Here is a 20,928-nt window from a genome sequence, read left to right on the forward strand (position 1 = left end):
ACTTTCTCCGTCAGTCGGGCCAGCGCCGGTGCAGCCAGAGCCATTCGGCGGGGCGCTCGCGAATCCATTGCTCCAACAGACCGTTCAGGCGCTCCATCAAAATCCGCACATCAGCGTTGCGGTCACCGGTGTTGGGAGACTCGACTGGCGGCAGAACGGTGATGCGGAAGCGCGCGCCGCCCAGCCGTTCCGTCCGCGCCGGCACCAGCGGGATGCCCAGCCGCAGGGCGAGCTGCGCCGCCGCCGGGGCGGTCATGGCGTCGCGCCCGAAGAAGGGGACGGGCATGCCGTCGTTCATCTTCTGGTCGATCAGCATGCCGACATGCCCGCCCTTGGTCAGCACCCGGATAAGCGTGCGCGCGCCCTCCGGTCCCTTGGGAATGTGCGTGCCGCCGGCGGCCCCCCGCAGTTCGGTCAGCAACCGGCCCACATAGGGGTTGTTGGGCGCGCGGTAGACCACGGCCAGTTCCAATCCCATCTTGCGGGAGCAGACGGGCTTCACTTCCCAGTTGGCGAAATGGCCCGAGACGAGGATGCCGGCCTTGCCGTCGTCGCGCAGGGCGTCGATGTGCTCGCCCCCGATCACCTCGGTCCGTCCGCCGGGGCCGTACGCGCCGATGGCGTCGAGGTGCGGGTACTCGGCGATGACGCGGCCCAGATTGTCCCACATGCCAAGGATGATCGCCTCGATCTCCGCGCGGGATTTCTCGGGGAAGGCGCGCTCCAGGTTGCGGCGGGCGGTGCGCGTGCCGCGAAGGCGCGGGCCGACGGTCCGCCCGATCCAGCCGCCGAGAGCCGAGGCGCGGTCGAGCGGCAGGGCGCGGAACAAGCCGCAGAAGCCGTAGACGAGGACGGCCTCCAGCGGGTAGCCGACCCGCCGGGTCAGCCAGGACACCAGGGGGCCGCGCGGCTTAGCCATTGGGAACTCCAGTCGGAAGCGCGGTCAGAAGGGGGGCGAGCAGGCGGTCGAGGGCGGCGGGGTCCCGCCAGACGGCGCGCACCGGCACCGCCCGGACCAGGGCGCGCAGAGGGTCCGGCAGGCGGACGGCGTCCTTCACGGTGGTGACCGGCAGGGCGCCCAGGGCGTTGGCGCGGTCGACCAGGGCCATCACCTCCTCCGGACGGTAAGGGTGGTGGTCGGCGAAGGCGGCGCGCTCCACGACGCGGGCGCCCAGCGCCTCCAGCGTCGCGAAGAACTTCTCGGGCCGTCCGATGCCGGCGAAGGCCAGGACCGCCCGTCCGGCCAGATCGTGGGCGCTCTCCACGGGTTCCAGCCGGGCGTGCAGGACGGGCAGCGCGCCGGCCACGCGGCGCTCCACCCCGGCGCGGTCCTCCCCCAGCACGACCACGGCTCCGGCGCGGGCCAGCCCGCGGGCCACCGGCTCGCGCAGAGGGCCGGCCGGTACGAGATGGCCGTTGCCGAAGCCCACCGCGCCATCCACCACGATCAGCGACAGATCCTTGGCCAGCCCGGGATTTTGGAACCCGTCGTCCATGACCAGGACGGATGCGCCCGCGGCGACCGCCGCCCGCGCCCCGGCGGCGCGGTCGCGCGCCACCCAGCAGGGACCATGGGCGGCCAGCAGCAGCGCCTCGTCGCCCACCGCGGCGGAGTCGTGGGTGCCGAGGTCGACCGGCAGCGGGCCGTGCTCCCGCCCGCCATGACCGCGGGTGAGGAAGGCGGGGGCGACGCCGCGGGCGCGCAGAGTGTCGGCCACGGCGATGCAGACCGGCGTCTTGCCGGCCCCGCCCGCCACCAGATTGCCGACGCAGAGGACCGGGACGGCGGCCCGCTCCGGCTGTCCCGCCGCCATGCGCAGTTGCCCGGCCAGCCCGTAGAGCGCGCCCAGCGGGGCGAGCGCCCAGCCCAGAGCCGCCCCGGCGGCGCCGCCGGACCCGTACCAGAAGCCGGGAGTCCTCATGCCGCGGGCCGGACGCTACCGGCGTCCAGGACGGGGGCCAACGCCGCCAGCGCGCGGTCGACGATCCGCCGGTTGCCTTCGGTCACCGCGGTCGCTCCGGCGGCCACGCCGGCGCGGGCGGCCTCGTCGGTCAGCAGCCGCCCGACCGCGTCGGGCAGCGCCTCCGCCCCGGCCACCGGCAGGGCTCCTCCGGCGGCTTCGAGCTGGCGGGTGATCTCCGCGAAGTTCCACATGTGCGGACCGTAGAGAACGGCGCAGCCGAGCAGGGCCGGCTCGACCGGGTTCTGGCCGCCGTGCGGCACGAAGGAGCCGCCCATGCAGACCACCGGGGCCAGCCGGTAGAACAACCCGACCTCCCCCATCGTGTCGGCGATGTGCACGGCGTCGGTGGCGGCCGGCAGGGCGCCCTCGCCGCGGCGCGAGACGGTCAGGCCGCGCCCGCGCAGCAGCGCCGCGATGTCGGCGCCGCGGTGGGCGTGGCGGGGAAGCAGCAGGGTCAGCAGGCCGGGGAGGCGCGGGGTCAGTGCCTCATGCACCGCGGCGGCCAGCTCGTCCTCGCCGGGGTGGCTGCTGGCGAGCAGCCAGACAGGGCGCCCGGCGCAGGCCGCGCGCAGCGCCTCCAGGGCCATGGGGTCGGCGGGCGGCGGCTCGGCGGAGAATTTCAGGTTGCCGACGCTGACGACGCCCCGCGCGCCCAATCGGCGCAGCCGGTCCGCGTCGCCGTTCGACTGGGCCAGCGTGACCTGGAAGGTGGAGAGCAGTGGCGTGATCAGGCCCGACGCGCAGCGCCAGCGGGAGAAAGAGCGCTCCGACATGCGCGCGTTGACCAGCGCCGCCGGAATGCCCCGCGCCCGCACCGCGGCCAGCAGGTTGGGCCAGATCTCCGATTCCGTCCACAGCACCAGATCGGGTTGCCAATGATCGAGGAAACGGTCCACGGCCGACGGCAGATCCACCGGCACATATTGGTGAAAGGCGCGCTCCGGCAGACGGCGGGCCATCAGCTCCGCCGAGGTCACCGTGCCGGTGGTCATCAGGACCGTCAGATCCGGGGTCTCGTCCAGCAGGCGGTCGATGAGGACGAGGACCGAGTTGGCTTCCCCGACGCTGGCCGCGTGAATCCAGGCGAGCCGCCCGGGCGGGCGCGGACGAGCGGGCGTGCCGAACCGTTCCCCCCGGCGGGCGGAGTCCTCCTTGCCGGCGGCCAGCCGCCGGTCGAGATACAGACGAACCGCCGGCCCGGCGAGGGTCGTCAGGCCGCGGTAGAGTGACTGAAGCATGCGGGTCGAAACGCCATCCACAAAACCAACGCGGCCAGGAATCCCGGCCGCGGTCCCCACCACTTTAGCACGGGGGGCTGTGGCAGAGGTAAGGCTTTGCGCTGGCGTCGACCGGAAGGCTGATGGCCGGATGGGGGCTGCGCGCATACCAGGGTATGACGATTTTGCGATCCATTATGATAATTTTGAAGCAATCCGATGCTATCCCTATGACGTAGAAACGTCGGCAGCTTCAAGGAAGGCGGGCAAGGCGCCGGCCTCCAACATTTCAGGATGATAATATCATGGCGGGCGTACAGGAACGTGACGGCCAGGAAAACCGGCTCCGGGCCTTCAGCATCACCGAAGCGGACATCGCGCGTCTGCGCGCCAACCGGGATTTCGCGCAGCACCGTCTGCCCGTGCTGCTGGAGCAGTGGCACGGCGCCTTCGCGGCCTGGCCGGAAATCCGCGACGCCCTGACCTTGCCCGACGTCCACGCCGCGCGCGTCGCCCACTGGACCCGCGTGGTCTCGGGCGACTTCGGTCCGGGCTTCCTGGAGTCCGCCCATCGGCTGGCCAAGGCCTTCTACGACCACGGCGTGCCGGGCTATGCGGTGGCCATCTGCCACCACACGGTGTCCAGCGGCATCGCCCGCGAACTGGGCCTCGATGCGGCGGACGGGCGCCGATCGCTGTTCGGATCGAACAAGGCGGCGGAGCGGGCGGCCCTGCGCGACACGCTGGGGCGGGTCGCTTGGCTCGACCTCGAAGTGCTGCTGGAGACCTACGCGGCGGCCGAGCAGGAAAGCAAGCGCGCCATCCTGAACCAACTCGCCGACAGCCTGGAGGGCAGCGTCCGCGGCATCGCCGACAACACGGTGGCCGCGTCGGACGAGATGAAGGGCAACGCCCAGCGCATGGCGCAGATCGCCGCCGCCACCAACCGCCAGTCGCTCGCCGTCGCCGTCGCCGCCGAGCAGGCGTCCGCCAACGTGCAGACGGTCGCCGCCGCGTCGGAACAGCTCACCAGCTCCATCACGGAGATCAGCCGGCAGGTCGCCCAGTCCTCGCAGATCGCCCGTGGCGCGGTGGCCGAGGCGGAGCGGACCAACGCCACGGTGAACGGCCTGGTCGACGCCGCACAGAAGATCGGCGCGGTGCTGCAGCTCATCAACAGCATCGCCGGCCAGACCAACCTGCTGGCGCTGAACGCGACGATCGAGGCCGCCCGCGCCGGGGAGGCCGGCAAAGGCTTCGCCGTGGTCGCGCAGGAGGTCAAGAACCTCGCCAACCAGACGGCCAAGGCGACGGAGGACATCTCCGCCCAGATCGGCAGCATCCAGGAGGTGGCGCGCGGCTCCGCGGAGGCGCTGAGCGGCATCGGCTCCACCATCGGCAGCATCAACGACATCGTCATCACCGTCGCCGCCGCGGTGGAGCAGCAGACCGCCGCCACCCAGGAGATCGTCCGCAACGTCCAGGAGGCCGCCCGCGGGACCCGCAGCGTGACCGACACCATCGGGGCGGTGACCAGCGGCGCGTCCGAGACCGGCAGCCTTGCCGAGGAGGTGCTGGGGGCCGCCGGCAACCTGCACCGCGAGTCCGACCGTCTGCGCGAGAGCGTGGACCTGTTCATGCAGCGCATTCGCGCCGCGTGACCGGGGGCGAGCCGGGCCGGCAGCGCGCCGGTCCGGCTTCCTTCCCTCTTCAGGTGAACGGACGGAGGTTCGCCAGGAACTGCTCGGCGGAGCGCCGCCAGGAGAAGTTCAGGGCATAGTCCCGGCACTGCTCGGGCGGGATGGTCAGGGCGCGTTCGACGGCTCCCTTGAGATCCTCGTCCAGGCAGCCGGCGCCGGAGCCGTCGACCACGTCCAGGGGGCCGGGGACCGGGTAGGCCGCCACCGGCACGCCCGAGGCCAGCGCCTCCAGCAGAACCAGACCGAAGGTGTCGGTGCGCGACGGGAAGACGAAGACGTCCGCCGCGGCGTAATGCTGGGCCAGCTCTTCGCCATGGCGGGCGCCGGCCCAATGGACGTCCGGGTATTTCTGCTGAAGCTCCGCGCGGGCCGGGCCGTCGCCGACCACCACCTTGCTACCCGGCAGGTCCAGCCTCAGGAAATCCTCCAGATTCTTCTCCACCGCCACGCGCCCGACATAGAGGGCGATGGGGCGCGGCAGCGCCAGGAAGCCCTTGGTACGGGGGCGAAACAACTCGGTGTCCACGCCGCGGGTCCAGCGCCGGATGTTGGTGAAGCCGCGGGCGGCGAGGTCGCTTTCGATGGATGGCGTCGCCACCATCACCGCCGAGGACGGCTTGTGGAAGCGGCGGACCACCGCGTAGCTGAGCGCCAGCGGCACCGGCGCCCGGTCGCGCACATATTCCGGAAAGCGGGTGTGGTAGGCGGTGGTGAAGGGCTTGCCGCGGCTGAGGCAGTAGCGCCGGGCGGCGAAGCCCAGCGGCCCTTCGGTCGCGATGTGGATGCAGTCGGGGCGCAGCGCGTCGATCAAGGCGTGCAGCCGCCGCCCAGCCCCCAGCGCCAGCCGGATTTCCGGGTAGGTGGGCATCGGCACGGTGCGGAAGCGGTCGGGGCCGATCACCTCCACGCGGTGGCCCATGGCCTCCAACTCCGAGCGGACGGTGCCGATGGTGCGCACCACGCCGTTGACCTGGGGGAGCCAGGCGTCGGAGACGATCAGGATGTTCACGCCGCAACCGACTCCTTGGGCGCCTTCTCCTTCGCCTTTTCCTTGGCCGGGATGCGGGCGGGCAGCGTCGTCGCGGCGCGCCGGCGGATGTCCGCCGCCCAATCGATGATCTCCAGCCGGCCGCAGGGATGCTCGACCAAGGCGGTGCAGGACTCGACCCAGTCGCCGTCGTTGCAATAGAGGATTCCTTCCATGTCGCGGATTTCCGCGGTGTGGATGTGGCCGCAGACAACGCCGTCCACCTTGCGGCGCCGGGCCTCGTCGCCGAGAGCGGTCTCGTAGTTGCCGATGAACTCGACCGCCGTCTTCGTCTTGTGCTTCAGGAAGGCGGACAGCGACCAGTAGGGGAAGCCCAGCTTGCGGCGGACCCAGTTGAACAGCGTGTTGGCCTGGAGCAGAACCACGTAGGCGTTGTCGCCGATGAAGGCCAGCCAGCGGGCGTATTTCACCACCACGTCGAAGCGATCGCCGTGGGTGACCAGGAGCCGCCGCCCGTCGGCGGTGACGTGGATCATCTCCTCCACCACATGGACCCCGCCGAACTGCAGGCCGGTGTAATCGCGGGCGGCCTCGTCGTGGTTGCCGGGGATGTAATAGACCTGCACGCCCTTGCGCGCCCGGCGCAGGATCTTCTGCACCACGTCGTTGTGCGCCTGCGGCCAGTACCAGGTCTTGCGCAGCCGCCAGCCGTCCACGATGTCGCCGACGAGATAGAGATGGTCGGACTCGTTGTGCTTCAGGAAATCGAGAAGGTACTCCGCCCTGCATCCCCGCGTGCCCAGATGGACGTCGGAGATCCAGATGCTGCGGTACTGCTTGACGTCGCGTGATGCGCTCATGCCCCGCTCCATCGCCGTTCCGGCAAGGGTTCGTTGAAACACATCCCGTATATCTGCGGGTCATTATCTTGACAATGATTTCGAGTGCTCGCATCTGTTGGGAGCGGTGATTTCAATGAGACTTCTTGTCAGTGAAACAAAGGCGAAAAATGACTTTATCAAAACTGAAACAGTATGGTCACATTGGGTGCCGGCGCAGCGAATGGGGGCGAATCGGTGCCTGAGACGTCCGGGCCGGCCGCGGCGACCCGGCGGCGTCTTCTGGTGATCCACAACCCGGTGGCCGGCGCCCGCCGGGCCCGCCGTCTGGGCGCGGTGCTGGAGCGGCTGGAGCAGCGCCATCGGGCCGCGGTGACGCTTCAGGCCACCGGCGGGCGCGGCGACGCAGAGGCGATGGCCCGCGCGGTGGCGCCCGGCGCCTTCGACGCGGTGGTCGTCGCGGGCGGCGACGGCACCATCAACGAGGTGGTCAACGGTCTGGGGGCGCGCGGACGCGGGGAGGCGGCGATTCCCTTGGGCATCGTGCCGCTGGGCACCGCCAACGTGCTGGCCCATGAGTTGGGCCTGCCGCTGGACGCGGAGGGCGTGGCGCGGGTGCTGGCGGAGGGGCGGCCGCTGCCGGTGCATCTGGGTGTGGCGAATGGCCGCGCCTTCGCCATGATGGCCGGCGCCGGCCTGGACGCCCGTGTCGTGGAGGGGGTGGACACACGGCTGAAGCGGCTGATCGGCAAGGGCGCCTACGCGGTGGAAACGCTGGCCCGGATCGCCGCGGGCGGTGGCGGCCCCTACCGCGTGGCGGTGGACGGCGCGGAGCCGGTGGAGGTCGCCTCCGTCATCGTCGCCAAGGGGCATTTCTACGGGGGGCGCTTCGTCTGCGCGCCCGATGCGCGGCTGACCGACCCGCGGCTGCACGTTTGCCTGTTCCCACGGGCGGGGCGTGGGAACGCCCTGCGCTACCTCTGGGGTGTCACCGCCGGGCGGCTGCCGCGCTTCCCCGACTACCGCATCCTGCCGGGCCGCCGGGTGGTCATCGACGGGCCGGCGGGCGAGCCCGTGCAGGGCGACGGCGACGTGATCGCCCGCCTGCCGGTGGAGATCGCGCTGGCGCCGTGGGTTCTGCCGGTGCTGGCGCGCTGAACAGTGTTTTAAGACTCCGTTAAGGGGTCTCTTGGGAAAATTACTTGGGAGCATTCAATAATTACTTCGGTCTCTAAGGATCAAGGCCCCGCGGCTCAGGCGGGACCGCAAGGGGGAAGCCATGTCCACGTCGATCAACGCCCTGTTTTCGGCCACCACAGCCAGCGCCGCCGCGACCACCACCAAATGGAAGCCCGCCGCTGGTGCCGCCGAAGCGGAGGGGACGTGGAAGGCGGCCTCCGACGCCGGGTCCTCCGCGGGCGCCGCGGCCCTGGCCGCCTTGAAGGGAGAGGACAGCGTGGAGCTCAGCGGACTGGCGAAGTCGCTGACCGGCGTGGCGGGGAAGGTCTTCGCGTCCATCGGCTCCAAGGGACGCGCGATGCTGGAAGACTTCGTCAAGTCCGGCAAGATGACCGAGAAGGACGTGGCGTTGGGACTGCGCCAAATGGCGACCAACGCCGTGAAGGACCGCTTCATCAAGGAGCGGCCCGAGGATGAGGAGGACAAGGCCTGGGCGGAGAAGCTCGGGGCGGCTGAAAAGGCCTTCAAGACCAAGACGGAGCGCATGGACAAGGCCATGTCGGCCCTGAACGAGGCGCGGACCGCCGCTTTCGCCGCCTTTGGGAAGGACGAGGATACCGAGGCGTTTCAGGCGGCGATGGCTCCGGCCAATGCCGTCTTCCGCGCGGAGGCGGCGGACATCGACCGCGAGATGATGGAGACCGTCGGTGGCGACCCGAACAAGATCAAGGGGAATGCCTTCAGGTATTTCGCGACAAAGGGAGAGGACGCGTTCGAAAAACTGGATTTCGGCGCGGAAGCGGAAGGCGGCGAGGGTGGGTTGCTGTCACCGGACAATGAGAAGGGAAAGGCCGCCGCCAAGCTTATGTATGACCTGGGCTTCGAGGCCAAGCTTTACGCAAATGGTCTCGCGCAGTACGCCGCGGACGTGGACATCCCCGGCATCGGGCGCGGTGAGGTCGACAAGAGCCGCCCAGGTGGCAAAGACCTCGAGCCCTCCGCCAAGGAGGAGGCCGAGGCCGCCGGCCTGCCGCCGCCGCCCGCCACGGTGCTGACCACCAGCCAGACGCCGGGGCTCCAGGGCTTCGCAAAGGTCATCCAGGACGCCCGCGACTCGCTGGACGCCACCTACACGGCCATGGCGAAGGAAGGCAAGGGGGTGAACTACTCCGACCCGACCGGAAAGGACATGGACCGGTTGTTCGGCGGCTTCGACCGGCGCAGCCTCCACGCCATCGCCAGCAACAAGGACGGGACCTTCTCCAAGAACGAGCAGCAGGCGGCGCAATCCATCATGGCCCGTCAGCAGAAGGAGGCAATGGACGCCGCCGACCCTCTCGGCACCGACAAGGCCGCCGCCTACCGCGCCGGGGTGAAGTTCCTCGACGAGGCCAGCCAGGAGGAGAAGGAGTCGGTCAACTGGTCGGTCCAGCGGGCGGCGCTTCAGTACAGCTACGAGAAAACGGTTCAGGAGACGGGCGGGAAGATGGAGCGGCTGGGCTACGGCAGTGCGCTGGCCTCCGTTCTGAAGGACGCGCTGGAGGCCCAGGGCGCGCAGACCGCCGAGGTGATGAAGAGCATCGGTGGAAAGACGATGGGTGGCGAGGGCACGGGGTACGTCTCCGACCTGAAGAGCCTGTCGCTGTTCCGGGATTTCCTGCCCAACCTCTCGGTGCGTGGTGCCGGCGGTCCGGTGAGCGTGACGGTCTGATATCCCGTCCTTACCACAGGCGGGCGGCGGAGCTTGCGGCTAATCCGATAGGGGTAGGGCCGCGGGATGTGTTTGCGGCTCAAATTCGGCAGGCAAGGGAATGCGGATCATGAACGGGGATCGGGTGCGGCGTTGGAGCGGGCGTGCCTCGCTGGCGCTTCTGGCGGTGCTGTGCATTGCCACTCCGGCGCTGGCGGACAAGCCCGACTGGGCCGGCGGTCCCGGCGGTGGGCACGGCAAGCCGCAGGGTGAGCCGTCGTACGATTCCAAAGGGCACGACTCCAGAGGGCAGGGTTCCAAAAAGCACGACTCCAGAGGGTCGGTGTCCCGCGGCGAGGTGACGATCATCCGGGACTATTTCTCCGCCCATCCGGTCGGGGCGACGGCCCTGCCGCCGGGGATCGCGAAGAAGCTGGCGCGCGGCCAGCCGCTGCCGCCGGGCATCGCCAAAAAGGTGGCGCCCATCGAGCTGCGCCAGCGGGTGCCCATGTGCATGAACGGCTGGGAGTGCATCCTGGCCGGCGCGGACATGCTGATTCTGGATGCGGTGCACGGCACCATCGCCGACATCGTCCGCGGCGTGGTCCGCTGACAGGAAGAGGGGGCGCCTTGCGGCGCCTCCCGTTGCGCTCACAGCCCGGCGATGGTCAGACCGTCGATGCGGATGGTCGGGGCGTCCATGCCGAAGCGCAGCTCCAGGTCGCTGGCCGGCTCCAGGTTCAGGAACATCTCCTTCAGGTTCCCGGCGATGGTCAGTTCGGTCACCGGATAGGCGATCTGGCCGTTCTCGATCCAATAGCCGGCCGCACCCCGGCTGTAGTCGCCGGTCACCCCGTTGACGCCCGTCCCCATCAGCTCCGTCACGTAGAAGCCGTTGGGGATCTCGGCCAGCAGCTCCTCACGGCTCTTGGCGCCTGGAACCATGTAGACGTTGGCCGGGGCCGGGCCCGGCGGACCGGAGGTGCCGCGCGCCGCGTGGCCGGTCGTCGACAGGCCGAGCTGGCGGGCCGAACGCAGATCGAGCAGCCACGTGGTCAGGTGCCCGTCCTCGATCAGGTTGCGGCGGGTGGTGGCGACGCCCTCCGCGTCGAAGGGGCGGGAGCGCAGGCCGCGCTTCACATGCGGGTCGTCCACGATGGTGATGCCGGCGGCGAAGATCCGCTGCCCCATCTTGTCCTTGAGGAAGCTGGTGCCCCGCGCGATGCTCGGCCCGCTGATGGAGCCGGTCAGATGCCCCAGCAACCCGCGCGAGACGCGGGGGTCGAACACCACCGGCACCTTGCAGCTCTTGACCCGGCGCGGATTCAGGCGGCGGATGGCCCGCTCGCCGGCCTCGCGCCCGATCGACGCCGGGTCGCGCAGGTCGGAGCCGTAGACCTTGCTGTCATAGTCGTAGTCGCGCTCCATCCCCGTGCCCGTCCCGGCGAGAACCGAGGCCGACAGGGACTGCCGCGACACGCCGTAGCTGCCGGTGAAGCCGTTGGACGCGGCGATGGCGATGGTGGAGCGGCTCCACCCCGCGTCGGCCCCTTCGGAGTTCGTCACCCCCTCGACCGCCAGGGCGGCCTCCTCGGCGATGCGGGCGCGTTCGATCAGCAGCTCCGCCGAGGGTTCCGACGGGTCGCACACGTCGAGGTCCGGAAGGGTGGTGTAGATCTGCTCCGGGTCGGCGAGACCGCAGAAGGGGTCCTCCGGCACCACGCGGGCCATGGCGACGGCGCGCTCCACCAACTCGTCCAGCGCCTTGGCGCTGCGGTCGGTGGAGGAGACGATGGCCTGCCGCTTGCCGATGAAGACGCGCAGCCCCAGGTCGCCCGACTCGGACCGCTCCAGCTTCTCCGTCTTGCCGAAACGCTGGCTCAGCGACAGGGAGGCGCTGTCGAACAGCACGGCGTCGGCGGCGTCGGCCCCGGCACCCTTCGCCTTGCGGATCAAATCGTCCAGCAGGGTCAGCACGTCGGGCTGAGAGGCGGGTTGCGAGGTGGTCGAAACGGGCATTACGGTCTCCGCTAGGTCTCCGGCTTGTCTAGCAAATGGGAGCCCGGAGAAGAAGAGGAAGGGGCATATCGCCTCAGGTCGGGCGCGGTCCGGGCGCAAACGCGGCGGCGCGCGGGGGGCTGGTGCCCGCCCGCGCGCCGTTCGTCATGTCCGCTTCAGGGTCAGGCCAGCCGGCTCTGAAGGGCGCTGCGGCCGGCGGTCGGCAGCTTCAGGGCGAAGGCGCCGTCGCCCAGCAGGGCCTGCACGCCGAGCAGCACGGTCCAGAACACCGGGAACTCCCAGCCGCCGCCCTGGGCCGAGAAGACCCAGCCGTTGCCGGTGTGCTGGAGCGTCGCGCCGATCATGATCGGCAGCAGGGCCAGCGAAATCCAGCGGGTGAAGACGCCGGCCACCAGCAGCAGGCCGCCGCCGATCTCGCCGAGGATCACCAGATAGGCGAAGAGGCCGGGATAGCCGAGGCTCTCGAAGTATCCGACCGTGCCGGCGATGCCGAAGGTGACGACCTTCAGGATCAGGCCGTGGGCGATGAAGAGAAGGCCCAGGCTGACGCGCAGCAGGAAGGCGGCGTAGGGGGCGGTGCGGTTGTCGATGGTGGCGTTCATGGCTTGGTCTCCTTGTCTCAGCGTGGTGCCCCGCGCCGGGGCCGTTGTCGTCTGAGGCCAAGAATAGCGATGTCCTCGGTTGGGATAATCCGCTTATTTATGCACTGATTGTTGCCCATTCAAGAACGATGTTCACGCGAGGGAAGCGTTGGCCGGATCGTAGCGGGAGGGCAGGGCGAACAGGTCGGCGGTGGTGCCGGCGTCGTGAAGGCGCGTCTTGGACGGGCTGTCGTAGACCACCAGAAGGGCGGGCGGGGCGCCGTCGCGGCGGACGCATGCGATGCCCTCCGCGTGGTCGTCGCCCTTGCCGTGGGGGAGATTCAGCAGATGGACGAGCCGGTCGCGCGGGATGACGGTCTCGTGGGTGACGGACAGGACGTCGGTCCAGCGCCATAGGCTGACGGGACCGTCGAGGTCCATCGTTGGCCCGGCCAGGATCACCAGATCCTCCCCGTCGAAGGTCAGTTCGCGGATGCCCAGCCCATCCAGATCGACGAAGTGCTTGCGGTACTTCTCGCCGTTCGGCCCGATGGGGCGCAGCCGCAGGCGCTCCTCGACGTCCGGGTGGTCCTCCACCGCCAGTTCCAGAATGCAGGCCCAGCCGCGCAGCACCGGGCCGCGCAGCCCCAACCAGACCCGGTCGCCATGGGCGGCCAGCCCTTCCACGTCGAAGCCGTTCTCCTTGGCGGGCACGGCGACGAAGCGGGCCAGATGCTCGTCCTCCGCCAGCGCCTTGGTCAGCGCGTTGCCGCCCTTGCGGAACTTCAGGCAACCGGCCGTCCGCTTCCCGTCGCGGCGGACCGGGGTGAGGCGCCCGCCCGCCTCGGTGACCAGCGGGACACGGCCGAGCAGGAAGCGGTTGGGGTCGCAGCGCACCTCGGTCAGCCGCTCCAGCGCCTTCTCGATGCTGCTCTCGTCGCGCCCCGGCTTCTTGCGGGCCAGCGCGTGGGAGCCGGTGACCCACAGCCAACCGTCGGCGATGGTCATGCCTTCGATGTCCGCCTCGTCCTCCCCTGGGATCGTCACCGGCAGGGCGAAGAAATCCGCCAGGGGATAGACGGCGTCCTGGCGGTAGAGAGTGCCGCCGTCTTCGGCGGCCATGTGGACGATCCGCGCGCCCTCGTCCGACGCCACGAACAGGTTGCTTCCCGCCCGCTCGGCCACCGACAGGTTCCCGGCGGTTTCGCCACCGTCACGGAAGACCAGGCGGACGGTGGCGATGGGGCGGCCAATGGGGTGGTCGGTGTCGCTGGGCATGGCGGGACTCCTTGGAAGAAGCGGGACGTCCCTTAACGCCTCACTTCCAGATCGGGGTCCCGCTGCCCGGAAGACCGTAGGACGCCCATTTGCGCGACACCTCGTCGACCACGCCCTGGTCCATGCGGATCTTCTGGCCCCATTCGCGCTTGGTCTCCGGCGGCCACTTGTTGGTGGCGTCCAGCCCGACCTTGCCGCCCAGGCCCGACTCGGGACTGGCGAAGTCCAGATAGTCGATGGGAGTGCCCTCGATCACCGTGATGTCGCGGGCCGGGTCCATGCGGGTGCTCATCGCCCACATCACGTCCTTCCAGTTCCGCGCGTCGATGTCGTCGTCCACGACGATCACCCATTTCGTGTACATGAACTGGCGCAGGAAGGACCAGACCCCCATCATCACGCGCTTGGCGTGGCCGGGATAGGCCTTCTTCATGCTGACCACCGCGATCCGGTAGGAGCAGCCTTCCGGCGGCAGCCAGAAATCCACGATCTCCGGAAACTGCTGGGTCAGCAGGGGAATGAAGACTTCGTTCAGCGCCTCGCCCAGCACCGACGGCTCGTCGGGCGGGCGGCCGGTGAAGGTGGAGAGGTAGATCGGGTTGCGCCGCATGGTCATCGCCGTGACGGTGAAGACCGGGAAGGGCTCGACCGAGTTGTAATAGCCGGTGTGGTCGCCGTAGGGCCCCTCGTCGGCGTACTCGTCCAGGCTGACATGGCCTTCCAGGATGATCTCGGCCTGGGCGGGCACCTTCAGCGGCACGGTCTTGCAGTCCACCAGCTCGACCTTCTTGCCGCGCAGCAGGCCGGCGAACTGGTATTCCGACAGCGTGTCCGGCACCGGCGTGACGGCGGCCAGGATGGTGCCGGGATCGGCGCCGAGGACCACCGCGCAGGGCAGCGGCTCGCGCTTGCCGCTGGCCTGCCAGCGATGATGGTGCTGCGCACCGCCGCGGTGCTTCAGCCAGCGCATGATCGTCTTGTTCTTCCCCAGCACCTGCATCCGGTAGATGCCGAGGTTGAAGTCGTCCTCGCGCTTGCCGGTCGGCCCCTTGGTGACGACCAGCGGCCAGGTGATGAGTGGGGCCGGCTCGCCCGGCCAGCAGCTCTGCACCGGCAGGCGGCCGAGATCGATCTGGTCGCCGGTCAGCACCACCTCCTGGCAGGGGGCGGAGCCGACCGTCTTTGGCTTCATCGACAGCACGGTCTTGGCGAGCGGGATCAGCTCCATCGCCTCGCGGAAGCCGCCCGGCGGCTCCGGCTGCTTCAGGAAGGCCAGCGTCTCGCCGACGCCGCGCAGCTCGTGCGGCTCGCGGTCCATGCCCCAGGCGACGCGCTCCACCGTGCCGAACAGGTTGACCAGCACCGGCATCTCCGAACGGGTGCCGTCGGCCTTGATGACGTTCTCGAACAGCACCGCCGGGCCGCCTTCGGCGAGCAGGCGGGTCTGGATCTCGGTCATCTCCAGCGCCGTGGACACCGGCTCCCGGACCACCACCAGCCGCCCGGCCTTCTCCAGCCGGTCGATGAAGTCGCGCAACGAGGTGTAGGGCATGGTCGAGGGTCCGTTCGGATGCGATGGGGTCGGATCAAGAGAGGGCGCTTAGCATCGGCCTGGAGGGCGCCGCGTCAAGGGGGGAGGTGCCGCCTCACGCGGGTTCCTTCACGCTGCGCAGGGCGCGGCGGACGATGCGGCGGGTGGCGTCCGGGTCGGGACTGTCCATTTCCCAGCGGGCGCAGAGGGCCTGCACCCAGCCGGGCTGGCTCTTCGCCGCGTCGTTCAGCCAGTTGGCGACCGAATCCTGGACGTAGCGCGCGCCGTCCGCCCGCAGCGGGTCGAGGACCGGCAGGCCGCGCGCCGGGTCGGTCTTCAGCGCGCCGATGTGGCCGCACCAGACGCCGCGCGGGCGGGTCGCCTCGCTGGCGAAACGGCGCAGCCGCTCCGACGGTTCGGCGGTCCAGGGCGCGAGGAGGGCCAACGCCTCGTCGAGGGCGGCGGCGATGTGCGGGCGCAACGCCAGCCACGCCCATTCGCGCACCCCGAAATGCGGGTCGTCGGCCAGCGGGCGGACGCGCACCAGCCGCTCCGCCAGAGTCAGGCCGGGGGCCGCCGCCAGTGCGTAGCAGGCCCAGCCGCGCACCGTGTCGGAGGGGTGGACGGCCAGCCGCTCCACGGCCTCCAGGCCGAGGCGCTCGACGGCCGCGCTCCCCGCCGCCGCCATGCGCCGGGTCACGCCCTCCTTCGGGTCGAAGGACACGGCGCCCGCGGCTTCCGGAACGGCCGCGGCCAGCAGGGCGGCGAAGTCGATGGCGAGCGATTCGGCCAGCGTGGCGGTCTCGCGCCGGCCCGCGTTCAGGTCGGCCAGCACCTCCGGCGGGATGTCGGCCATGCGGGTGGCGCCCTTGCGCGGAGCGGTCGTGGTCATGACTCAGGCCTCCGGCAGCAGGCGCCAGATCGTCGTCTCGCGCATCTCGCGGTCCTCCAACTCCAGGGAGGTCGGGACGCTGTACTGCGCGACCCGCTCGATTCCGCTGAGCGGGACATAGGCGCGGCCCGGATCGCCCAGCAGGACCAGCGTGCCGGTTGCGGCGATTCCGCGCAGCCAGGCGGTCACCCGGTCGGCCATCGGCTTCTCGTAGCAGACGTCGCCCGCCAGGACGACGTCGATGCCGGGCAGGGGGCGGTCCACCAGATCGGCGCTGACCGCCTTCACGTCGACTCCGTTGGATTCGGCGTTCAGGGCGATGGCCGCCAGGGCGAAGCGGTCGATGTCGCAGGACTGAACGCGCGCCGCCCCGGCCATCATCGCGGCGATGCCGACCAGTCCGGTGCCGGCGGCGAAATCCAGCACCGACTTGCCCGCCACCAGCTCCGGCCGGTCGAGCACGAGCCGCGCCACCGCCTGACCGCCCGGCCAAGCAAAGGCCCAGTAGGGCGGCGGCACATTGGACTCTTTCAAAGAATCCTCCGTAGCTTCCCACAGCGGCGTGATTTCCGTCGCCAGATGCAGCGCGATTTCGGGCAGCAGAGGAGTCCGCGTTACGACCGTGTTGGAGCGAATGAAGTCGATTTGAGAAAAGTTGTTCATAACTGGACTCTCACCGGAGCTGCGCGGGGGTGGATGATCTATCCACAACCGGTTTTGGTTACATAATTCAAACGGAGTAGACACACCTGCTGTCCCGTGTTACCCGTTCGAAAGGAGAAAAACAAAGGGCATGGGGCTGATATGCGGTCGAAAGGGATTGCACTCTGCGCATCGTTCGCGGCGTTCATCGCTCTTAGCCCGTTCACCATATCCCAAGCCCAGGCCCAGGACGGGGATTGCGTCCGCACGGTGCGCTCCATATCGGATTTCGACATCCGGGGCGATGCCTGGACGTGGTGGAACGCCGCCGCCAACCAACAATACGAGCGTGACCAGCGCCCGGCGCTCGGTTCCGTCCTCGTCTTCAAACGGTCGCAGCGGTTGGGCCGCGGCCATGTCTCCCTGGTCAGCCACATCATCGATCGCCGCACCATCGAGGTCGATCACTCCTGGCTCGACGGCCGTGGCCTCCGTCGCAACATGCGCGTGGTCGACGTGTCGCCGCGCAACGACTGGTCGGCCGTCCGCGTCTGGCACGAGCCGTCGGACCAGCTCGGCCTGCGCGTCTACACCACCTACGGCTTCATCCTGCCGGAGGGCGAGGAGGCGGAAATCCGCCAAGCCGATTCCCGGGGTGCCGGCATCGGCAGCACCTTCGCCGTGGCTCCGCAGGGCCGCGCCACACCCAAGCCCGCCGCCGGGCCGCGCCTGATGGAGGCCTCCCTGAAAGGGCAAGCCGTCGCCGTTCCGGGCCGCAAGCCGCAGGTGCTGACCGCGTCCCTCACCCTCTCCGGCAAGGGCACCGCCGCGAAGATGGTTCCGCCGGTGGTGACCGCCGTGCTGCCGGCCCGCAAGCCGACCCAGCCGGCCGCGCAGAAAGGCGTCGAGATGGTGGCCTCCACCGAGGGCATCCGTGCGGTCCTGCCGCCGCGCAAGCCGGGCTCCGGCGACAGCACCGTCGCCGAGCTGACGCGCTGAAACCTCCCTCCGTCTAGATCGTCCCGGCCAGGAAGGCCGCCAGCACCAGCCAGCCGAACCAGCGGTTCGACTTGAACTTCTTCAGGCAATCCGTCTGATCGTCGGGGTTCCAGGTCGCGACCTGCCAGGACAGATGCAGCGCGGCCAGGGAGAGCAGCGGCAGGAACAGCCCGCCCAGCCCGGCCAGACGCCCGGCGATGCCGATCCCCACGAAGGTCAGCGTGTAGAAGCCGTAGATCCAGATCTTGCTCTGGTCGCCCAACCGCAGAGCGGTGGACTTCACGCCGATTCGCGCGTCGTCCTCCTTGTCCTGGTGGGCGTAGATGGTGTCGTAGCCCAGAGTCCAGACGATCCCCGCGGCGTACAGCGCCAGCGCCGGCCATTCGAGATTGCCGCGCACCGCGGTCCAGCCCATCAGGGCGCCCCAGTTGAAGGTCAAACCCAGGAAAGCCTGCGGCCACCAGGTGATACGCTTCATCAGCGGGTAGGTGAAGACCAGCGCCAGCGACAGCACGCCCAGCCCGATGGTGAGCGGATTGAACTGCACCAGCACCGCCAACCCGATGAGGAGCTGGACGGCGAGGAAGGCCAGCGCCTGTTTCACCGACACCTGTCCGGAGGGGATCGGGCGCGTCCGCGTGCGTTCCACCATCGCGTCGAAGTCGCGGTCGAGGATGTCGTTGACCGTGCAGCCCGCCCCGCGCATGACCACGGCGCCGATTGCGAACAGCGCCATCATCCAGAGGTCGGGAATCGGCCCCGATCCGGCCAGCGCGATGCTCCACCAGCCAGGAAACAGCAGCAGCCATGTGCCGATGGGCCGGTCCAGCCGCGCTAGCCGCAGATAGGGACGGACCGCCGCCGGGGCGAAGCGGTCGATCCAGTCGCCGCGCCGGATGTCGGTGAATTCGCCGGGAGCGGGGGAGGCGGGGCTGGTCATGGCGGACTCGGGAAAGGGGAATGGAAGAAGCCGGGGGCAAGGTAGCGGCGGGGGTGGGTCCCCGCAAGGCTGGGCCGTTTCCGCCCCGAAGCGTTATCGCTATAGTCGGCGCCGCACACCGGAGACCTCGCGCCATGTCAAACCAACCGAAGACCCGCCTCTATGTGGACAGCCCCCTCGGCGAGGGGCAGGCGGTGGGGCTCGACCACGAGCGGGCGCATTTCCTGCGCCATGTCCTGCGGCTCGACAAGGGCGACGTCGTGGCCGTCTTCAACGGGCGGGACGGCGAGTGGCTGGCCGCCATCGACGGCTTCGGCAAGGGCTGGTGCTCGCTCACCGTGACCGCGCAGCGGCGTCTTCAGGCGGCCGGGCCGGACCTCTGGCTGCTGTTCGCCCCGATCAAGCGCGGGCGCATCGATTTCGTGGCGGAGAAGGCCAGCGAACTGGGCGTGTCGCGGCTGTGGCCGGTCTTCACCCGCCGCACCGACCCCAACCGCGTCAACACCGATCGCCTGCGCGCCAACGCCATCGAGGCCGCCGAGCAGTCGGAGCGGCTGACCGTGCCGGAGATGGCCGACCCGCTGCCACTGGACAAGGCGCTGGCCGGCTGGCCGGCTGAACGTACGCTGTACCTGTGCGCCGAGGCCGGGAACGTACGCCCCATCGCGGAGGCCGTCCGCGACCGTCCACGCGGCCCCGCCGCCTTCCTGATCGGGCCGGAGGGCGGCTTTGCGCAGTCCGAACTTGACGAAATTTGCAAACTCCCCTTTGTTGTTCCCGTCGGTCTGGGGCCCCGCATTCTCCGGGCCGACACGGCGGTGGTCGCGGCGCTCGCCTGCTGGCAGGCCCTTGCGGGGGACTGGACGGCGGACGGGGGCGACACCCGACCGCCCTTCCGCGCGCCGGCCGACCCCACCGTCGGGGAGTAAGGGCCGCTCGACGCGCCGCTGTTCCGAGGCGGGCCGTTTGACTCGTTGGCCAGTTTTGACTTTTTGAAAGCGGGAGCTTCCATGTCCGCACCTCCGCAGACGCGTGGTGAACCGATCACCGACCGCCGCCAGCTGGCGGCTTATCTGGAATCCGGCAGCAAGCCGGCCGACCAGTGGCGCATCGGGACCGAGCACGAGAAATTCGCCTACCGCGTCTCCGACCACCGGCCGCTGCCTTACGAGGGGCCGGACGGGATCCGTGAACTGCTGACCCGCCTGCAGCGCTTCGGCTGGGACCCGGTGGAGGAGAAGGGCAACCTGATCGCCCTGACCCAGGGCATGGCGAACATCACGTTGGAACCGGGCGGGCAGGTGGAGCTGTCCGGCGCGCCGTTGGAGACCCTGCACCAGACCTGCGCCGAGGTGCACCGTCACCTCGATCAGGTGAAGGAGATTGGGGGCGAACTGGGCATCGCCATGATGGGTCTCGGCTTCCAGCCGAAGTGGCGGCGCGACGAGATCCCCTGGATGCCCAAGGGCCGTTACAAGATCATGGGCGACTATATGCCCAAGCGCGGCAATCTCGGCCTGGACATGATGATGCGCACCTGCACCGTGCAGGTGAACCTGGACTTCGCGTCGGAAGCCGACATGGTGAAGAAGTTCCGGGTCAGCCTGGCGCTTCAGCCCATCGCCACGGCGCTGTTCGCCAACTCGCCCTTCACCGAGGGCAAGCCGAACGGCTTCCAGAGCTTCCGCAGCCACATCTGGACCGACACCGACCCCGACCGCACCGGCGACCTGCCCTTCGTGTTCGAGGACGGCTTCGGGTTCGATCGGTACGTGGACTACCTGCTCGACGTGCCGATGTACTTCGTCTACCGCGATGGCACCTACATCGACGCCTCCGGCCAGTCCTTCCGCGACTTCATGCAGGGCCGCCTGCCGGCGTTGCCGGGCGAGGTCCCGCTGATCACCGACTGGGCCGACCACATGACCACCTCCTTCCCCGAGGTGCGTCTGAAGAAGTATCTGGAGATGCGCGGCGCCGACGGCGGCCCCTGGCGCCGCCTGTGCGCCCTGCCGGCCCTGTGGGTCGGGCTGCTCTACGACAGCCAGGCGCTCGACGCCGCCTGGGACCTCGTGAAGGGCTGGACGACGGAGGAGCGCGCCCACTTGCGCGCCGAGGTGCCGCGCCACGCCCTGCGCACCCCCTTCCGCGGCCGCACGGTGCGGGAGGTCGCGCTCGAGGTGCTGGAGATCGCCCGCGGCGGTCTGGCGCGCCGCGCCCGCAACGACAACTGGGGCGACGACGAGGCGCATTTCCTGAACACGCTGCTCGACATCGCCGAGTCCGGCCAGACCCCCGCCGACGAGCTTCTGGAGAAGTTCAACGGTCCCTGGGGCGGCAGCGTTGATCCGGTGTTCAAGGAATACGCGTACTGAGGTTGAAGCCCTCTCCCCCCCTGGGGAGAGGGTTGGGTGAGGGGGCGTTACGCCCGGCAGGGCGGGAGAGTGGTTGTGTCGCCCACTTGGCGCG

At 69.7% G+C, this 20,928-nt stretch carries 19 protein-coding genes; 7 read left to right on the plus strand and 12 right to left on the minus strand.

Features of this window, described 5'->3' with window-relative positions; genetic code table 11:
* Nucleotides 1-10: 10 nt before the first annotated feature.
* From H0B54_RS25105 to H0B54_RS25115, 3 genes are read right to left on the minus strand one after another with little or no spacing between them, the layout of a single operon-like run.
* The gene (locus H0B54_RS25105; RefSeq protein WP_188262590.1) at nucleotides 11-919 is read right to left on the minus strand and encodes a lipid A biosynthesis lauroyl acyltransferase; all 909 of its coding nucleotides are present in this window, start codon (nucleotides 917-919) and stop codon (nucleotides 11-13) included.
* The gene (gene lpxK / locus H0B54_RS25110; protein ID WP_188262591.1) at nucleotides 912-1,922 is read right to left on the minus strand and encodes a tetraacyldisaccharide 4'-kinase; all 1,011 of its coding nucleotides are present in this window, start codon (nucleotides 1,920-1,922) and stop codon (nucleotides 912-914) included. The genes H0B54_RS25105 and lpxK overlap by 8 nt, the downstream gene beginning before the upstream one ends.
* Complete coding sequence (locus H0B54_RS25115; protein ID WP_188262592.1) at nucleotides 1,919-3,202, minus strand: 3-deoxy-D-manno-octulosonic acid transferase; 1,284 nt, start codon at nucleotides 3,200-3,202, stop codon at nucleotides 1,919-1,921. The genes lpxK and H0B54_RS25115 overlap by 4 nt, the downstream gene beginning before the upstream one ends.
* 284 nt (nucleotides 3,203-3,486) lie before the next feature.
* On the opposite strand from H0B54_RS25115, the gene H0B54_RS25120 reads away from it, so the two are divergent.
* Nucleotides 3,487-4,842, plus strand: a complete 1,356-nt coding sequence (locus H0B54_RS25120; protein ID WP_188262593.1) for a globin-coupled sensor protein — start codon at nucleotides 3,487-3,489, stop codon at nucleotides 4,840-4,842.
* A 49-nt stretch (nucleotides 4,843-4,891) separates the two neighbouring features.
* On the opposite strand, the gene H0B54_RS25125 is transcribed toward H0B54_RS25120, so the two are convergent.
* Complete coding sequence (locus tag H0B54_RS25125) at nucleotides 4,892-5,890, minus strand: glycosyltransferase (RefSeq protein ID WP_188262594.1); 999 nt, start codon at nucleotides 5,888-5,890, stop codon at nucleotides 4,892-4,894.
* Nucleotides 5,887-6,729: a UDP-2,3-diacylglucosamine diphosphatase gene (locus tag H0B54_RS25130; RefSeq protein WP_188262595.1), complete on the minus strand. Its 843-nt coding sequence runs from the start codon at nucleotides 6,727-6,729 to the stop codon at nucleotides 5,887-5,889. The genes H0B54_RS25125 and H0B54_RS25130 overlap by 4 nt, the downstream gene beginning before the upstream one ends.
* Nucleotides 6,730-6,945: 216 nt before the next feature.
* Here H0B54_RS25130 and H0B54_RS25135 point away from each other — a divergent pair, with 216 nt between their 5' ends.
* The 3 genes from H0B54_RS25135 to H0B54_RS25145 all read left to right on the plus strand — a co-directional run bounded on the left by H0B54_RS25135 (nucleotide 6,946) and on the right by H0B54_RS25145 (nucleotide 10,190).
* Complete coding sequence (locus H0B54_RS25135; protein ID WP_343069032.1) at nucleotides 6,946-7,866, plus strand: diacylglycerol/lipid kinase family protein; 921 nt, start codon at nucleotides 6,946-6,948, stop codon at nucleotides 7,864-7,866.
* Nucleotides 7,867-7,987: 121 nt separating this feature from the next.
* A complete protein-coding gene (locus H0B54_RS25140) occupies nucleotides 7,988-9,598 on the plus strand; it encodes a hypothetical protein (RefSeq protein WP_188262596.1) in 1,611 nt (536 codons plus the stop codon).
* Nucleotides 9,599-9,707: 109 nt separating this feature from the next.
* Nucleotides 9,708-10,190, plus strand: a complete 483-nt coding sequence (locus H0B54_RS25145; RefSeq protein WP_188262597.1) for an anti-virulence regulator CigR family protein — start codon at nucleotides 9,708-9,710, stop codon at nucleotides 10,188-10,190.
* A gap of 38 nt (nucleotides 10,191-10,228) precedes the next feature.
* On the opposite strand, the gene H0B54_RS25150 is transcribed toward H0B54_RS25145, so the two are convergent.
* The 6 genes from H0B54_RS25150 to H0B54_RS25175 form a co-directional block, all read right to left on the minus strand.
* Nucleotides 10,229-11,596 carry a TldD/PmbA family protein gene (locus H0B54_RS25150; RefSeq protein ID WP_188262598.1) on the minus strand — a complete coding sequence of 456 codons (1,368 nt, stop codon included), beginning with the start codon at nucleotides 11,594-11,596 and terminating at the stop codon, nucleotides 10,229-10,231.
* A 161-nt stretch (nucleotides 11,597-11,757) separates the two neighbouring features.
* The gene (locus H0B54_RS25155; RefSeq protein ID WP_188262599.1) at nucleotides 11,758-12,198 is read right to left on the minus strand and encodes a DoxX family protein; all 441 of its coding nucleotides are present in this window, start codon (nucleotides 12,196-12,198) and stop codon (nucleotides 11,758-11,760) included.
* A gap of 132 nt (nucleotides 12,199-12,330) precedes the next feature.
* Nucleotides 12,331-13,455, minus strand: a complete 1,125-nt coding sequence (locus H0B54_RS25160; protein WP_188262600.1) for a DUF3616 domain-containing protein — start codon at nucleotides 13,453-13,455, stop codon at nucleotides 12,331-12,333.
* A gap of 40 nt (nucleotides 13,456-13,495) precedes the next feature.
* The gene (locus H0B54_RS25165) at nucleotides 13,496-15,007 is read right to left on the minus strand and encodes a UbiD family decarboxylase (RefSeq protein ID WP_114859023.1); all 1,512 of its coding nucleotides are present in this window, start codon (nucleotides 15,005-15,007) and stop codon (nucleotides 13,496-13,498) included.
* A gap of 94 nt (nucleotides 15,008-15,101) precedes the next feature.
* Nucleotides 15,102-15,878, minus strand: a complete 777-nt coding sequence (locus H0B54_RS25170; RefSeq protein ID WP_188262601.1) for a DNA alkylation repair protein — start codon at nucleotides 15,876-15,878, stop codon at nucleotides 15,102-15,104.
* A 3-nt stretch (nucleotides 15,879-15,881) separates the two neighbouring features.
* Nucleotides 15,882-16,541: a class I SAM-dependent methyltransferase gene (locus tag H0B54_RS25175; RefSeq protein ID WP_188262602.1), complete on the minus strand. Its 660-nt coding sequence runs from the start codon at nucleotides 16,539-16,541 to the stop codon at nucleotides 15,882-15,884.
* Between the two features lie 249 nt (nucleotides 16,542-16,790).
* Here H0B54_RS25175 and H0B54_RS25180 point away from each other — a divergent pair, with 249 nt between their 5' ends.
* Nucleotides 16,791-17,519 (plus strand): CHAP domain-containing protein, encoded by a 729-nt coding sequence (locus H0B54_RS25180; RefSeq protein ID WP_343069033.1) that lies wholly within the window; start codon nucleotides 16,791-16,793, stop codon nucleotides 17,517-17,519.
* 13 nt (nucleotides 17,520-17,532) lie between these two features.
* On the opposite strand, the gene ubiA is transcribed toward H0B54_RS25180, so the two are convergent.
* Nucleotides 17,533-18,459, minus strand: a complete 927-nt coding sequence (ubiA, locus tag H0B54_RS25185) for a 4-hydroxybenzoate octaprenyltransferase (RefSeq protein ID WP_188262604.1) — start codon at nucleotides 18,457-18,459, stop codon at nucleotides 17,533-17,535.
* A gap of 134 nt (nucleotides 18,460-18,593) precedes the next feature.
* On the opposite strand from ubiA, the gene H0B54_RS25190 reads away from it, so the two are divergent.
* Together H0B54_RS25190 and H0B54_RS25195 are read left to right on the plus strand one after the other, a co-directional pair.
* The gene (locus H0B54_RS25190) at nucleotides 18,594-19,388 is read left to right on the plus strand and encodes a 16S rRNA (uracil(1498)-N(3))-methyltransferase (protein ID WP_188262605.1); all 795 of its coding nucleotides are present in this window, start codon (nucleotides 18,594-18,596) and stop codon (nucleotides 19,386-19,388) included.
* A gap of 81 nt (nucleotides 19,389-19,469) precedes the next feature.
* On the plus strand, nucleotides 19,470-20,834 hold the full coding sequence (locus H0B54_RS25195; protein ID WP_188262606.1) for a glutamate--cysteine ligase: 1,365 nt from the start codon (nucleotides 19,470-19,472) through the stop codon (nucleotides 20,832-20,834).
* Nucleotides 20,835-20,928: the final 94 nt, after the last annotated feature.

This window comes from Azospirillum tabaci (assembly GCF_014596085.1).
GTDB classification, from domain to species: Bacteria; Pseudomonadota; Alphaproteobacteria; order Azospirillales; family Azospirillaceae; genus Azospirillum; species Azospirillum tabaci.